This is a genomic window from Bifidobacterium sp., from assembly GCF_022647885.1.
GTDB lineage: Bacteria > Actinomycetota > Actinomycetes > Actinomycetales > Bifidobacteriaceae > Bombiscardovia.
Window position 1 is genome coordinate 1,207,888 of sequence record NZ_JALCLM010000001.1, and the last position, 15,651, is coordinate 1,223,538.

A 15,651-nucleotide genomic window follows, 5' to 3' on the forward strand; every position below is an offset into this window, starting at 1 on the left:
TCTTTTCAGCACATAGGAAAATAGCGCCTGAGATGAGTAGCAATATGTGAGTAGCAGTATTGAGCAGTACTAGTTGAAACAGCACTGTTGAGTGCGAAACAGCACGGTGGAGAATAGCACGATGTGAAGCAATGCTAAGTGAAATTATCAAGGCGTGCCTGCATGCACAGAACTCTTGGGGAATGATTCGTCAGATGTTGAGGTCTCGTGTATTGAATATGCGCACAGCACCTACGAATAGAACAATGGCTGCGGTGAACAACACCACCACTCCAACTGCCGCCCATGTCTGCCCTGATACTAGGTCATCAGGGGAGTAGAGGCTGAACATAGTGAAATATCGGGCAATTTTGAGATTTCCTCCAAGGTTTGCCATCATTTGCACCACATACATCAGTGTGGGTACGCCAGCGCTGAAGAGTAGTGCGTGACTCGAATCCTGAGCTATAGCTGAGCAGAGAATGCTTATACCAGCGATGCATGATTGAAGTCCAAACAACCCAAGATTGACCACCAGCAGTGTACCAATTTCAAGTTGCCCTGGAAATTGAATTTGTGAGACAGTAATTTCTAGCGCTGTGAGATAGAGCACTAGCAATGCTATTTCACTGATTAGCACCGTAATCTGAGTCAACATGACCTGTCGCCTCTTAATCGGTGCTGCAAGAAGAGTCACCATAGAGCCCTGGTCAATATGTTTGCTTACTAAAGTGTTAGCGCTGATCACGGTGAATACCATAGGGAAAATGAGCAACAGCATGCCGTAAAGATACGAGATGATGAAGGCTATGAGATGTGCACTTTGAGCTTTCATACCCAGCGAATTCATTACATCAGGCATCGATGCAATGAATTGATTCAACAGTTCAGTTTGTGTGGGGTTGTACATCCCGATGATAATTACGGTGTACATAGTGAGCACAACGGCGATGATAACCAGCACTTTCCATGTTTGTGCAATTCCGCGACGATACAATGCAGCATTCATGATTGATCCCCGTCCCTGTAGTAGTGCATAAATACCTCTTCGAGACTTTGTGCCGGTGTAAACAGGTTCGTGATGGGATAACGACTCAAGGCAACTAGGAATTCTGATAGATTCCCGCTGATGGTGACTTCAATGTGTTGCGGATGTAGAACTTTGCAAACAAAATCTTCTTGCAAGAAGCGCTGCGTTGAAGTCTCATCCGCAAAGGCTAAGACATAACGCCGTGTCTGTTGTGCCTTGAGAGCGTCGATAGAATCGGTGGCAAGCAACCTGCCTTGGTTTATGATGCCAACTCTGTCGCATGTACGTTCGACTTCTTCAAACATATGACTTGACATCAGTATGGTCGCTCCGCCACGTTTCTCTTCATCGATTAGTGAGATGAAGCGATTGCGCATTAAAGGGTCAAGTCCACTAGTAGCTTCATCAAGAATGAGGACTTCTGGACGTGACATCAATGCTGCGACAATAGCAATCTTCTGCTTTGTTCCTTTGCTCATGCGGCGAATTGGACCTGAAGCGTCGAGCTCAAAGAGTTCCGTTAATTCACGTCGGCGCCGTGACCCATGAATATGCCGGTAACGCTGTATAAAGTCTAAATAACTGTTTCCCGTCATGTCGTTGAAAAGGGCGATTTCACCTGGGATGTAAGCAGCTCGAGCTTGTATAGTATCGCGTTCTTTCCAGCAGTCTCTGCCTAATATGGTGCAAGTGCCAGAATTGGGTTTAAGAAAACCCATCAAATGACGAATTGTGGTCGTCTTGCCTGAACCGTTAGGGCCCAGAAAGCCAAATGCTTCACCTGCTGCGATATCGAACGACAAGTCGAATACACCCTTGTTTGGCCCATAATCGCGGGTCAAATGGTTAACCGTGATGGTCTGCGCTGACATACACACAGTATATAACTTGGAGCTAATGCTTAGGTGAGCTTTGGGAGTGCTACAACGTGACCATCTCTCGGGATGGCTGGAGCAAATTCCTGACTGAGCATGATGTTTTCAGTCTGAAATTCTACGATGAGCTGTTGATGCTGTTGTACGTCATATATCCCCAGTTACGTTGTGTGACTACTGCGCTGCCTATTCGGGCAACACCATATATAGCGGCATTGCGATGCATTGGTAGTGAAGGTGTCGATGTCCGTTGTCAACGGACGAGGTTGTGTATGACGAGCCACCGAAGTTGCCAAAATGCTCATTACTATCAAAGTGTGTAAGGAGGCACGGCAATGGCGTCAGATGCAAAAAAATCACTCATTAATTATTTGATGAATAGACGGGATTTTGTTTCAGGTTCAGAACTTTCTGATGCTCTGAATGTATCTACCAAAACCGTTTCACGAATTGTTAAAGATGTGAATCGCGAGTCTGCTGACGGATCTGTTATTGATTCTCGCCGAGGTCGTGGCTACCGATTGAATTGGCAGAATTACTTTGATCGTAAAGATGAGTCGTCAGCAACCACGAATGTTGCTGTACTGAGTTCGGTTGAACGTCGTGATGAAGTCATCAAGCGCCTCCTGATTACTGCGCCTCAACGTTATCGTTTGCATGAGGTCTGGGGAAAATACTTCATTAGTGAATCTGCGATTTCCGCTGATTTGAAAGCTCTTCGACGCATGGCTGATAACTTCCATCTCGAGCTATACAGATCAAGTGACTATATCTGGATTGAGGGTAGTGAAACCAATATACGCAAAGCTATTGCTGATCTATTGGTGTCGGACGATGTGATTGTCAGCAGCCAATCTATGCAGCCAGATGTGTATGTGCAGAAGCGTGACGCAGCTTTTGTTTCACATCAATTGGAACTTGTGGAGGAACTTATACATAGTGAAATTCCTTATCCATATAGTGTGAATCTTTACACTCATTTATACATTCTTATCGAACGTTTCCGGAATGCCAAGGTGCATATTGATGATGGCGAAGACATCTGTGACAACGATATGATGAAGCGTCACGAAGATCTTGCAGATGTGTGCGGTCGGGTTATTAAGAATCTTAATGAGTATCTCAATACCACGCTGCCCGAAGCAGAAATATACTATTTGTATCAATACTTGACTTCGTCAAGGATTAACAGTACTCAACTGGACACTAGTGAAATCCCTGAGCGTGTGTTGTCAGTGACGCGATTTCTTATTGACGCAGTGGCTCAGCATCCTGAGTATCAAGACATCAACAAACACGATTTGCTGCTGACACTATCGAAGCATATGAAGCCGCTGCTGAATCGTCTTGCTAACCACATCAGGGTGATTAATAACTTACTTCAGCAGATCAAACTCGAATATCCTCTACTCTTCCAGAGTGTTCAGTCTGCGACTCAGCAGCTGGTCAATGAGTATCAACTCAATCCCATTGGTGATGAAGAGGTTGGTTTTATCACGGTGTATTTTGCTCAGGCAATGGAAAATGTAAGAACTCCAGTCAATATTATCTTGGTGTGCACAACAGGTTTAGGAACTGCCCAGCTCTTACAAGCGAAGATTACTAAACGATTTTCAGAATTTAATATCGTCGCCACCGTTGCGGCACGGAATCTCAACAGTGAAATAGCGAAGCACCCAGAGGTGCATTTAGTTGTATCCACAATTCGTTTACCGCACGATATCAAGGTTCCAACTTTAGTAGTCAGCGCAATGCTCACTGTTGAAGACCGTGAACGTATGGAACTTGAAGCCAGCCGTATTAGACATAAAGAGGTGGTCTTATGAAACGAATGTTGCTTTGGGAACCAAACTGGCAGCTTCATGATAAGGCTGCTCTGCTGTCAAAAGTATCGCAGTACTTACTTGACGAAAAGGCGATTACAGATGCTGATGAGGTAACCCAAGCACTTGCTATGCGCGAGGATCTCGGTAATGACTTAGTTGCGCCTAATATTGCTATTCCCCATGCCCAGCATGCAGCGGTCAAGCATGCTGTCTTGCTCTTGGTGAAGCTGAGGCATCCCCTCCAAGATTGGTGTTCTGGTGCCTATGTGGACCGATATATTTTTTCCCTGATTCCGCCAAACCTATCTGCATGCGATGCAGGTGAGTTGAAAGAATTTTATACCGCTATTGCTGATGATCAAGTGATGAATCGACTGAGCTTGGGTGATCAGAGGGAAATACGAACAATATTCGCGAGTAGAAAGAAAACAACAGTGGAATCGCTATCTCTTAATGCTGTTCTCGATAGGAACACTATTATGACCAACGTCGAAGCTGACAGAAAAGACGAGGTCATTGCAACGTTGTCACAAAGGTTGTATGAGCAAGGTTATATTTCCTCGGTTGATGAGTTTGTACAAGCTGTGAACCAGCGCGAACGCGAAGGGGCTACAGGTATTGGTCAGCATGTTGCGATTCCTCACGGGCGTAGCGACACAGTCACTCGCAACGGGGTTGCCATTGCAGTTCTCAATCATGAAATTGAATGGGAATCCCTTGACGATACTGGAGCAAAAGTGGTGGTGCTGTTAACAGTAGGTGCAGGGGGACAAGGTTCGCAGGACCATTTGAAAATGCTATCGTTATTCGCTCGAAAACTGGGCAAGAATGAGGTAATCGAAGGTCTATTGAAGGCCAATACTATCGATGACGTTATTGCCACGTTTAGCGATTGAATTCTTCATACTACAAACAAGGAGCAAAACTATGAACATTGTTGGAGTTAGTGCATGCACTGTGGGAATTGCACATACATATATGGCACAGCAAAAACTGGAAGATGCCGCAAAAGCGGTGAATGATCAAGTCAAAATCGAGACTCAAGGCACCATAGGTATTGAAAATGAGTTGACTGAGCAAGACATCAATGGCGCAGACATCGTGATTTTAGCTGTCGATGTGAAAATAGCAGGCGAAGAACGTTTTGACGGGAAAAAAGTCGTCAAAGTTTCTACGGCAACTGCCATTAAATCGCCAAACAAACTTATTGCGAAACTCCATGAAATAGCGAAGCAGTAGTGCTGAGGAATCGATATCTATTAATTCTTCATGAGTAGTAATGATTAACAACATCAATTATGACAAGGACGTCAATAATGAAATTATTTTGGAAAAAAGCTAATTTTAAGGGGCATCTTCTTACCGCCATTTCGTATATGATTCCTATAGTTTGCGGTGCAGGATTTATTATCGCCATTGGTATGGCCTTTGGGGGTAAAAGTCAAGATGCCTTGGTCATGGGCAAGTTTGACTTTTTCCAAGCACTGGCAACGTTGGGTGGCAAAGCACTCGGTATGTTACCTGTGATAATTGCCACCGGTATTGCCTTCTCAATCGCTGGTAAACCAGGTATTGCTCCTGGCTTCGTCACAGGTCTTGCAGCAGTATCGATCAGCGCTGGATTCATTGGCGGCATAGTTGGCGGGTATATCGCAGGCTGGTTTGCTTTTGCAGTATTGAAGTACTTCAAAGTACCTCAATGGGCGAAAGGTCTGATGCCCACGCTCATTGTGCCATTCTTAGCCTCAATAGGCAGCGGCTTAATTATGGTGTACATCATAGGTACGCCGGTTTCTTGGTTCACTGATTGGTTGACAGCCTTATTAACCAGCATGAACGGCACCTCCAATTTGATCTTCGGCGGCGTATTAGGAACCTTGAGCATTGTTGATTTCGGTGGCCCTATAAATAAAACGGTATTTGCTTTTGCTCTGACATTGCAAGCACAGGGGATTAACGGACCAGTTACCGCTCTGCAGCTGACGAATACCGCTACACCAATTGGTTTCGGTTTTGCATATCTGGTTGCAAAACTCATCCGCAAAAATATTTATACCCATGATGAGGTTGAGACTTTGAAATCCGCAGTGCCTATGGGCGTGGTCAACATTGTTGAAGGCTCCATCCCGATAGTGATGAACGATCTTGTTCGCGGTGTCGTTGCAGCTGGTCTTGGCGGTATGTGCGAAGGTGCTTTGCTGATGTCACTGACAGGAGGAGAAGGCGCTACAGTCCCGTTCGGTGGATTCCTGATGCTACCAACTATGGGCTCAAACTGGTGGGTTGGTGTATTAGCTATTGCAGTCAACATATTGGTGACAGGCACCGTTTATGCGCTGATTAAAAAAGATATACCTGCAGATGAGCTGAGTGCAACGAGCAAGGTGGCTCTTGAAGAACAAGAACTTGATTTAGATGACGTTCAAGTTATGTGATCACGAAAGGTAATAATTACTATAATGTCAAGGAAAATTCAGCTATCTCCGTCTTTGATGACGATGGATTTGGACCAATTCAAAGAACAGATTACCTTCCTCAACGATAAAGTGAACTCCTATCATATCGATATTATGGACGGTCATTTTGTCCCTAATATCACTCTCTCACCATGGTTCGTTGAACAAGTGCGCAAGATATCTGATGTCCCGATGTCCGCACATATGATGGTGACGGATGCGCCATTTTGGGTCAAACAACTGATTAATGTCAACTGTGATGAGATATGTTTCCCATCTGAGGTGGCTAATGGAGTAGCTTTCAGCATGATTGATGAGATTCACCAAGCTGGTCTGAAAGCTGGTGCTGTGCTCAATCCTGAGACCAGCATAGACACCATAATGCCTTACATCGATGTACTCGACAAAGTGACCATTATGACTATCGATCCAGGTTTCGCTGGACAGCGATTTTTGCAAAGCTGTTTACAGAAAATAACTCAATTGCGAGATTTGAGAGAGGAACACGGCTATAGCTATCAGATTGAAATGGATGGTTCTACGAATCTGAAACATTGGAAGATGATTTCAGATGCAAATCCAGATATTTATGTCATAGGACGAAGTGGTTTATTCGGTCTAACAGACAATATCGAAGATTCTTGGAAGCAGATGGTGCAGGAATATGAAAGTTCCACAGGCTACCGTTTTGATAATGGTTTGTAAGCTGGAATAGCGTCTAAGACGCAGAAAATTAGTAGAGATGACTCGTTGCCAATATAGTGCGTGATATCACACCATATAAGTTTCGTCATGGCTTGTTTCTCAACAGCATTACCAGGCTCATCGATGCTCTTGGCGATGTCAGACAAGCGGTTGTTTTGCCGCTACAGCAGCCATACACATTATCCCAGTGAAGCGTTTGACAGCTAAATCTGTATTGGCAACGATGTATTTCTCAGTTCAAGAAAGAACAATTATGGCTATAACATTTAATTTCACCGTTACTGATCCTGCGGGGATCCATGCCCGTCCGGCAGGGCAATTAGTGAGTAAAGCCCAAGAATATGAGTCTGCTGTCACACTCATCACAGCGGATAGATCTGTTGATGCTAAAGGAATTCTGAGTGTGATGGGTTTAGGCGTGCAACAAGGCGATGTTATTGAAGTCTCTGTAACAGGATCTGATGAACAGGCAGCTGCTGCTGCACTACAACAGTTCTTCAAGGAGTCTCTGTGATGAAGAGCTTTCAAGGTGTTGGCGTATCTGCGGGGATTGCCATAGGGCCAGTCCAAGTGCTACATACTGCGAACGAGCCAGTTATTCGCAGAGTAGTTGAAGACCCTCAAACTGAAGTAAACCGTTTTCGCGCTGCCCAAGGTGCTGCAATCCAGCAATTAAGTGTTATTCGTAACAACACTGCGGCCAAGCTAGGGGAGGGTAAGGCAGAATTATTTGATACACACCAACTGATGCTCCGAGACCCTGAATATGTTAGCAGTATCGAAGATCTCATTATGTCTAGCTCTGTGAATGCTGAATTCGCAGTGAATAGCACCATGGAACAATTCGCAGCTATGTTCGCGGCTATGGATAACTCTTATATGCAAGCACGTGCTAGTGATATCAGGGATATTTCTCAACGAGTAATCGATATTCTCAGCAATCGCAGTGGTACCGATAACGTTGTACAGGAGCACAGTCACATTATTGTTGCCGAAGATCTTGCACCTAGTGAAACTGTGCAATTAGATCGTTCCACAGTATTGGGATTCGTTACCGAGCAAGGATCATCAAATTCACATACCGCGATACTTGCTCGAACGATGGGATTGCCTGCAGTAATCGGCGTGCATGAGGGATTTGACTCCTTTGGCACTGGAGAAATGATGGTGGTAGATGGCTCAACAGGCACAGTAATTATTGATCCAGACGATTCCACTCTCGAACTGTATCGAGTGAAGCAGTTGGGCTTTGAAGAACATTTGCGATTACTGCAGAAACTTAAGGGACAAGCTACCACCACTAGCACAGGTCAGACGGTACGTCTCTATGCCAATATTGGTCGCCCGTCAGATGTTACTGCCGTACTGGCTAACGACGGTGAGGGTATTGGACTATTTCGTAGCGAATTTTTGTATCTCGAGAGTACTGATTTTCCTACGGAAGAATATCAGTTTACGGCATATCGTGAGGTTGCTCAGAAGATGGGTGATCGACTGGTAGTGATTCGCACACTAGATATCGGCGCCGATAAACAGGCCGACTATTTCGGTCTCGAGCATGAAGATAACCCCGCATTAGGGTACAGAGCAATCCGTATATGCTTGACGCAACCAGAGATATTTAAGGTACAACTACGAGCGTTGCTGAGAGCTTCAGCATATGGGAATATAGCTGTGATGTTCCCGATGATCACTGCTGTGTCAGAGGTACGTGAAGCTAAAAGCATACTATCTCAAGTGAAGTCAGAACTGCGTGCTGCACATGTGCAGTTCAATGAAGACATTGCCATCGGCATTATGATTGAGACGCCAGCATCCGTTATCATGGCTGACGAACTTGCTGCGGAAGTAGATTTCTTCTCAATTGGCACCAATGATTTGACGCAATATACACTGGCTTGTGATAGGCAGAACCCTAATCTAGGTAGGTTTGCTGATCCTCATTCGCCTGCAGTGCTACGAATGATTGATATGACGGTGAAAGCTGCGCATAATCACAACATCTGGTGTGGTATCTGCGGCGAACTTGGAGCAGATTTAGCCCTGACAGACACTTTCCTTGATATGGGAATTGATGAGTTATCTGTTTCGCCTAAAAGTATTTTGCCTTTGCGTGAGGCTATCAGAAAGCGTTGATATCTCAGTGTCTGTGCCCAGATGTCTGGCGCTTGTAGCAACCTCTCATTACAGCATAGTCAGTGTAGTGACAGTGCGCTCATGAAAAGCAATAAGCCTTCCCTGCACGTTACGCTGGGAAGGCTTAATAAATATCCGGTAAAGCTTTACATACACCGTATTTGGGGTGTGTAAAGCATTACCGGATAATTCATATCTAAAACTCAGATGTGGAAGTAGAGCTCGTACTCAAGTGGGGTAGGAGCGAGACGAGCTTCGTCAATTTCGCCTTGCTTAAGCTCAAGCCAAGTCTCAATCAGGTCGTCAGTGAAGACATCGCCAGCAGTCAGGAAGTCGTGATCGGCTTCGAGAGCGCTCAGCGCCTCAGTCAATGAGCCTGGAACCTGAGCAATTTGATCATGCTCTTCAGGAGGAAGCTCATAGAGATCCTTGTCGACTGGATCCGGTGGCTCAATATGGTTCAGAATGCCATCAAGGCCAGCCATGAGCTGAGCGGAGAAGGCAAGGAATGGGTTAGAGCTTGGATCTGGTGCACGGAACTCAATACGCTTTGCAGCTGGTGATGTACCTGCGAGTGGGATACGAATAGCAGCAGAACGGTTACGAGCCGAGTACACGAGGTTGACAGGGGCTTCATAGCCAGGAACCAGACGATGGTATGAATTCATCGAAGGATTCGTGAAGGCAAGTACAGATGGAGCATGCTTGATGAGTCCACCAATGTACCAACGAGCGATATCAGAAAGGCCGCCGTATCCTCTCTCGTCGTAGAAGAGTGGCTTGCCGTCTTTCCACAGGGACTGGTGGCAGTGCATGCCAGTACCGTTGTCGCCTGCAATTGGCTTTGGCATAAAGGTTGCGGCTTTGCCTGCAATGGCAGCAGTTTCGTGAACGATGTACTTGTATTTCATCAAGTCATCGCCAGCATGCTGCAGAGTGTTGTAACGGTAGTTGATCTCTTGCTGACCAGCACCTGCAACTTCATGGTGTGAACGCTCAAGAATCAGACCAACCTGCTGCAGATTAGCAACCATGTCATCGCGCAAATCTTGGTTGTGATCGATTGGTGGGACAGGGAAATATCCCTTCTTGACACGGTTCTTGAAACCGATGTTTGGAGTGCCGTCATCTTCGATGTCAGTCCCTGAATTCCAAGGAGCTTCGATGGAATCTACTTCGTAGAAAGAGCGGTTCATGCTGTTCTCGTAGCGCACCTTATCGAAGATGAAGAACTCAGCCTCAGGAGCGAAGGATGCAGTATCGGCGATACCTGTTGACTTAAGGTATGCCTCAGCCTTGGCTGCAACCTGACGAGGATCGCGTGAATATGGCTCATCGGTGAGAGGATCAACGATGGAGAATGCCACGTTCAGGGTCTTGTGTTTACGGAAAGGATCAATGAATGCGGTGCTGATATCTGGCACAAGCTTCATATCGGATTCGTTAATGGCCTGGAAGCCCTGTACAGATGATCCGTCGAAAGGCATACCTTCGTCGAATGCATTGTCAAGGAACTCATTTGTCGGCACTGTGAAGTGCTGCTGTACGCCGATGAGGTCTGTGAAACGGACAGAGACGTATTCAACGCCCTCCGTGTTGATAAGAGCCTCGGCGTCGGCCTTTGTTTTCAGTTCAGTCACTGAACTGCTCCTTTCATGAGTACTTACGAATCCCAAGTCTAGAAGAATCCGTTACCCGCACGCGCCCGTAAGGTTACGAGGATGTTTCGAGGTGCGCCAATTCGTGTAATGGCGGGGGCTGCTTGATTCACTATGTGGACGCTAAGCACACTCCCGTGGTCAACTAGCAGTGAATTTGGGCTTGCTAGGCGAATTCAGCGTCCTCGCATGGCGCGACGATTGACTCGAACTTTAGTGGGATCTACACCTTTGGGCACGCCAATACCTGACTGCTGTTGAAGAGTGCGAAGACGGTCATTAAGTTGTTCGAGCTCAAACTTCGTGAGCTTAATCTTCTTGCGCATTACAGTTTTTTGCAGTTGGGCTAGAGGAACTTGTTGTGCTCCTTTGCCAACACTGATTTTATGAATCGGAATGGCAGAACCTTTGGTGATGCGATTGACCTTGGTCTCTTCTCGCTCTATAGCCTTATAAACGCGAGCAGCGTCACCTTCACCAACAAGGTAGACTCCGGAACGGCCTGTGCCTCTCCACACAGCGTCTTTGGTCTTCATATCAATCCATACGGGCTCTTGAGGGAAGCTGAAGCCGCCTTTGGTGATATTGTTGAGCACCGCTCCGGTAGCGCCTGGACGACCCTCCATGCGACGATACCCAACCTTGTCGGAACGTTTCGTCAGGGTGATAGTCGCCAAGAGCAGACCGCACATAATGCCCGTTAGCACAACCATAATCCAGGTGAACCAACCAGCTTTAATAATCACGCCTAGGATGACGGCAACAAGTACCGGTGCGAGGAAAGCCAGTGCCAGAAATGCTGGAAGGACCTTATCCTCTTTTGCGGTAAAAGTATAAATCTGCTTGATCTGGGAAAGCGTGCCTTTTGATTTCTTCGTTTTCTTGGACTGTGCCTTGTCAGCGTTGTCTGCCATACCACCCTCACTTAAGTTGCATTACTGGAAAGACAGTCTATCAATAGACACATCGAATCGCTTTCCAAGAGTGTATTTATACGATGTGTCGTTAGCAAAGTAGCAGCGATTGAGATTTACACATCAGCTCAGTACAAAGTTCAGCGTACGTGTAGAGGACGGCCATCGGCTTTGAGCAGGCTCTCACCGAGTGCTTCACCAAAAGTGGGATGTGGATGAATCAGGCGTGCAGCATCCGACAACGCTATGTGATTACCAACAAGTTGTTCAACTTCAGCGATGATTTCGCTAGCATGAGGCCCAATAATCTGTGCACCTAAGACCAATTGAGTATCTGGTTCGGAGCGTTCGCATCCGGTGACTACTGACAGTGAGCCTCCTTGCCCCGTCATCAGAACTCGTGCATTCGACATCAAGGGGATTGTGGTTTCACTCACGCTCTCGTAGTTGTCATTATCTTGCGCGGCTTGGAGAGTAAGACCTACTGCAGCTGCTTCTGGTGTAGAAAAAACTATTTGAGGGATAGTGTCATTGTTCACCGGACGAGGCTGCAATCCTGCGATTGCCTCCGCGACAGTGATTCCTTGTTCAAAAGCACGATGAGCGAGCTGATGACCAGGTGTGATATCGCCAACAGCCCAGATATGACGCACGCTACTTTGTCCTAAATCATCGGTGGATATCAGTCCTCGATCAGTAGTTTCTATGCCCAACTTGGCAAACCAATCAGCATCTGTTGCTGCATCTCTGCCGATAGCTACGAGAACAACGTCTGCTTCGACTGATGAGTTGTCACCGTCACCGTTGGTGTAGTGAACGGTGGCACCAAGGTTTTCGCCAGTGTCAATGCCGGTGCATGAGGCTTTCGTAATGACATTGACCCCTTGACGTTTAAGTTCACGTCCTAGCATTACACCAGAGCGTTTACTCCACTGTGATAACACCCTATCTTTGCGGGCTAATAATGTGACTTTGCAGCCAGCTGTGTTCCACAGACTTGCAAATTCGAGACCGATAGCGCCTGAGCCGATAATGACAGCGCTCGAGGGGAAAGTGTCTAAGGTCAGAGCGTGGTCAGAGTCGAGTATCACATGGGAGAAGGGAAGATTGGGGAGTGGCCGAGGACGCGAACCCGTGGCGATAATAATGTCATCAGCAGTGACCTCAACAGTGTCGCTCTCGTTGGTGACATGTATGGTGCCAACGCTTTCGATGCTTGCTTCGCCTTGAATCACATCGATGTTGCGGTGTTTAAGTAATCCTGATAAGCCCTCGGTCATGGTGCTGACCATATGCTCTCTGTGCTCACGAAGCTTACCGAAATCAAGGCCATGAAGTTCTAAGTTGATGCCCAAACTCTGCGCATGCTGTGCTTCGCCGATAGCACTTACTGCAGTAATCAGAGCCTTGGTGGGTATGCAACCGCGATTCAGACAGGTGCCACCCACCACAGCATCACGTTCGATGAGGATAACGCTTTTGCCTAGTTCACTAGAGCGCAATGCGGCTGAATACCCTCCTGGGCCAGCGCCGATTATGGCAACATCTGCGTGACGTGCACTCGAGTGTTCTCTAGGTTGTTGCTCTTGCTGATCTTCCTTGACGTCGCTCATAATCCCCCTCGATAGTGCACTCACATCAGTGGTAAAGCATCACAGGAAGCTGCTGTGAAGCAAATATTTTACTTAGGCCAGTTTCCCCTCTTAGGGCTACGAGGGCGTGGCATACGCCAACGGCGCAACTGCAATGCACGAGACCACGCATAGGTAGCAGATCGCGAACCCTTTGCAACGGCACGATCACCATATTTTTCAACGAGCTTAGCTTTGAGCTTTCTCCACATTAACGCGATATCGACAACTGCCGCTAGAAGATAGGCATACATGAGGATGAGCAGAGGCATGGAAAGTATTGGATAGAAAGCTGTCACTGCCATAGAGCCAATTAAAATTACGAATGCGACTGGGATGAAGAATTCAGCGAGGTTCCATCGCGCATCAATATAATCGCGGATGTAGATGCGCCATGGGATGCGCTCTGCGGCCGGCATATGCCTGACATCACCATTGCGCATAGCATCATATTCTTCGTTTTGCTTTACTCGCAGCTTATCTCGCTCTACCTTCCTGCTGGCTTTGCGATCTTTGGGGACAATAGGCCTGAGATTTTCTGCTTCGACCTGCTTGCGTTTAGGTGTTGGATGTCCCTTACCTGTGGAGCTGTTGTCCACTTCAGCCTGCGGGATTTGCACTTGGGCGTCCTCGTCGGCGCCGCGTTTAAATGGGTTCCATGTCATACGAGCAGGTTACGGTGACGCCTAGACGCATATGGCTTTACAGGCCTACAAACAAACAAGGTTTGGAGATGGAAATGGCTAAGTTAGATAGCAATGAGCTTCGTGCTCGAGTACAAAGCGATTGGAATCGGATTGTGACTTTGCTTTCCAACAAAGTCGCTTGTGCATCGGTTTCTGCAAAAGGTATTACCGGTGAACATATGAAGCGTTCAGCACAGTTTGTTGCTGACGAGTTCACCCAGTTGGGATTGGACGCGCATGTGGTGCAGTCGCAAAATGCCGATGGCACTGCGGGAGCGTATGAAGTAGTCGGCTCTCGAATGGTGGATCCCAAAGCACCTACCGTCCTGTTGTATGCACATCATGATGTGCAGCCTGTTCCTGACCCGAGTCAGTGGGAGACTGATCCCTTCGTCGCTGTTGAGAAGGATGACCGTTTATATGGTCGAGGATCTGCCGACGATGGCGGTGGCATCGCAATTCACTCAGGCACGCTTAAAGCTTTGGGCGACGATCTCGGTGTTAATGTGAAAATCTTCTTTGAAGGTGAAGAAGAAATGGGTTCACCAAGCTTTATACCGTTTATCGAACAACACCAAAAAGAGTTTGAAGCAGATGTAATTATTGTTGCAGATTCAGGTAACTGGTCTGCTGAAGTGCCAAGCCTAACTACCTCGCTGCGAGGCAATACCACTATGGATGTGACAGTGCGTGTGCTTGGACATCCGGTTCATTCTGGTCAGTTCGGAGGTCCTATATTAGACGCCAATACTCTTGCTGCCATGTTGATTGCTAGTTTGTATAACGAGTCTGGTGAGCTCGCAGTGCCAGGAATTGTTGCTCAGGAACCTGTTGGTGGCCTGCAGCGTGATCTTGATGAAGATACTCTGCGCAATGATGCAGCAACTGTTGAAGGACTGCAGTTTGCAGGAACAGGCTCTTTAGCTTCCAGACTGTGGACAAAGCCAAGTCTTACAGTCATTGGGGTTGATGCTCATCCAGTTGAAGGTTCTTTCAACGTGCTTGCAGATTCGGCGAGATTTAGACTTTCATTACGTACAGCTCCCTCGCAGCGGCCAGAAGAGGCTCAACAAGCTTTGTCAGCATTCCTGATTGACCATGCGCCTTTTGGTGCGGAAGTCACAGTCGATCCTTTGGATAATGGTATGGGTTGGGCGATGGACCCTGATGCTGATGCAGTGAAAATTGCTGAACAGGCGATGCACGAGGCATTCGCTACTGAAGTCATCAATAAGGGTGAGGGTGGTTCAATTCCGTTTATTCCCGAATTGCAGCGTATCTTCCCTCATGCGCAGGTGCTGGTAACTGGTCCTGAGGATCCGAAGTCTAACGCCCATAGCCCGAACGAGTCCATATCGTTATCTGGATTGCGTAACAATATCATCACCGAAGCTTTGCTTCTTGACCGTCTGGCTGGCTGACTGTATGTGTGATGCATGGTGTGTGTAATGAGCAATATGCGGAATAAGCTGCTCATTCTGTAGCAGTGCTGCCAGCAAATCGATGTAAGAGCAAGAATTCGTAGTCGATCAACAGCAGCTTCTTCTATGTTCATTACACACACGGTGGAGGTCCCGTGGGCATAGTGGATAGGCCGGGCTTGTTCAGTTGTGACCTTCCAAGTAACGGTTGAAGATTCTCAGCAGTGAAAGGTGATCTCATCTCAGAAATTCAGCCAGAGGATGTTTGGGATTGAATTTGGTCAGGGCCTTCGCTAGTATCGCTGGTGACACGGGGGCTGTGTGCGCAAGCGCG

The 15,651-nt window shown here is 47.0% G+C and carries 14 protein-coding genes; 8 read left to right on the plus strand and 6 right to left on the minus strand.

Annotated elements, in window-relative coordinates; genetic code table 11:
* Positions 1-190 precede the first annotated feature (190 nt).
* A complete protein-coding gene (locus LKI20_RS05190; RefSeq protein ID WP_291771147.1) occupies positions 191-988 on the minus strand; it encodes an ABC transporter permease subunit in 798 nt (265 codons plus the stop codon).
* Positions 985-1,881, minus strand: coding sequence for an ABC transporter ATP-binding protein (locus tag LKI20_RS05195; RefSeq protein ID WP_291771149.1), 897 nt, complete (start codon positions 1,879-1,881; stop codon positions 985-987). The genes LKI20_RS05190 and LKI20_RS05195 overlap by 4 nt, the downstream gene beginning before the upstream one ends.
* A 338-nt stretch (positions 1,882-2,219) precedes the next feature.
* On the opposite strand from LKI20_RS05195, the gene LKI20_RS05200 reads away from it, so the two are divergent.
* The 7 genes from LKI20_RS05200 (at position 2,220) to ptsP (ending at position 9,007) form a co-directional block, all read left to right on the plus strand.
* Positions 2,220-3,710: a BglG family transcription antiterminator gene (locus tag LKI20_RS05200; RefSeq protein WP_291771152.1), complete on the plus strand. Its 1,491-nt coding sequence runs from the start codon at positions 2,220-2,222 to the stop codon at positions 3,708-3,710.
* The gene (locus tag LKI20_RS05205; protein WP_291771154.1) at positions 3,707-4,606 is read left to right on the plus strand and encodes a PTS sugar transporter subunit IIA; all 900 of its coding nucleotides are present in this window, start codon (positions 3,707-3,709) and stop codon (positions 4,604-4,606) included. Before LKI20_RS05200 ends, LKI20_RS05205 begins: the two co-directional genes overlap by 4 nt.
* A gap of 31 nt (positions 4,607-4,637) precedes the next feature.
* A complete protein-coding gene (locus LKI20_RS05210) occupies positions 4,638-4,949 on the plus strand; it encodes a PTS fructose transporter subunit IIB (RefSeq protein ID WP_291771156.1) in 312 nt (103 codons plus the stop codon).
* Positions 4,950-5,026: 77 nt separating this feature from the next.
* Positions 5,027-6,145 (plus strand): PTS fructose transporter subunit IIC, encoded by a 1,119-nt coding sequence (locus tag LKI20_RS05215; RefSeq protein WP_291771159.1) that lies wholly within the window; start codon positions 5,027-5,029, stop codon positions 6,143-6,145.
* 24 nt (positions 6,146-6,169) lie between these two features.
* Positions 6,170-6,871, plus strand: coding sequence for a D-allulose 6-phosphate 3-epimerase (gene alsE, locus LKI20_RS05220; RefSeq protein WP_291771163.1), 702 nt, complete (start codon positions 6,170-6,172; stop codon positions 6,869-6,871).
* A 253-nt stretch (positions 6,872-7,124) separates the two neighbouring features.
* A complete protein-coding gene (locus tag LKI20_RS05225) occupies positions 7,125-7,385 on the plus strand; it encodes an HPr family phosphocarrier protein (protein WP_291771166.1) in 261 nt (86 codons plus the stop codon).
* Positions 7,385-9,007 carry a phosphoenolpyruvate--protein phosphotransferase gene (gene ptsP / locus LKI20_RS05230; RefSeq protein WP_291771169.1) on the plus strand — a complete coding sequence of 541 codons (1,623 nt, stop codon included), beginning with the start codon at positions 7,385-7,387 and terminating at the stop codon, positions 9,005-9,007. Before LKI20_RS05225 ends, ptsP begins: the two co-directional genes overlap by 1 nt.
* A gap of 203 nt (positions 9,008-9,210) precedes the next feature.
* Here the strand turns inward: ptsP and glnA are convergent, their stop codons facing one another.
* The 4 genes from glnA to LKI20_RS05250 form a co-directional block, all read right to left on the minus strand.
* Positions 9,211-10,647 carry a type I glutamate--ammonia ligase gene (gene glnA, locus LKI20_RS05235; protein WP_291771172.1) on the minus strand — a complete coding sequence of 479 codons (1,437 nt, stop codon included), beginning with the start codon at positions 10,645-10,647 and terminating at the stop codon, positions 9,211-9,213.
* Between the two features lie 194 nt (positions 10,648-10,841).
* Positions 10,842-11,579: a DUF4191 domain-containing protein gene (locus tag LKI20_RS05240; protein ID WP_291771175.1), complete on the minus strand. Its 738-nt coding sequence runs from the start codon at positions 11,577-11,579 to the stop codon at positions 10,842-10,844.
* Positions 11,580-11,719: 140 nt separating this feature from the next.
* Positions 11,720-13,192, minus strand: a complete 1,473-nt coding sequence (gene lpdA / locus LKI20_RS05245; protein ID WP_291771178.1) for a dihydrolipoyl dehydrogenase — start codon at positions 13,190-13,192, stop codon at positions 11,720-11,722.
* Positions 13,193-13,260: 68 nt separating this feature from the next.
* Positions 13,261-13,875, minus strand: coding sequence for a DUF3043 domain-containing protein (locus LKI20_RS05250; protein ID WP_291771181.1), 615 nt, complete (start codon positions 13,873-13,875; stop codon positions 13,261-13,263).
* Between the two features lie 74 nt (positions 13,876-13,949).
* Here LKI20_RS05250 and LKI20_RS05255 point away from each other — a divergent pair, with 74 nt between their 5' ends.
* A complete protein-coding gene (locus LKI20_RS05255) occupies positions 13,950-15,317 on the plus strand; it encodes a dipeptidase (protein ID WP_291771184.1) in 1,368 nt (455 codons plus the stop codon).
* Positions 15,318-15,651: the final 334 nt, after the last annotated feature.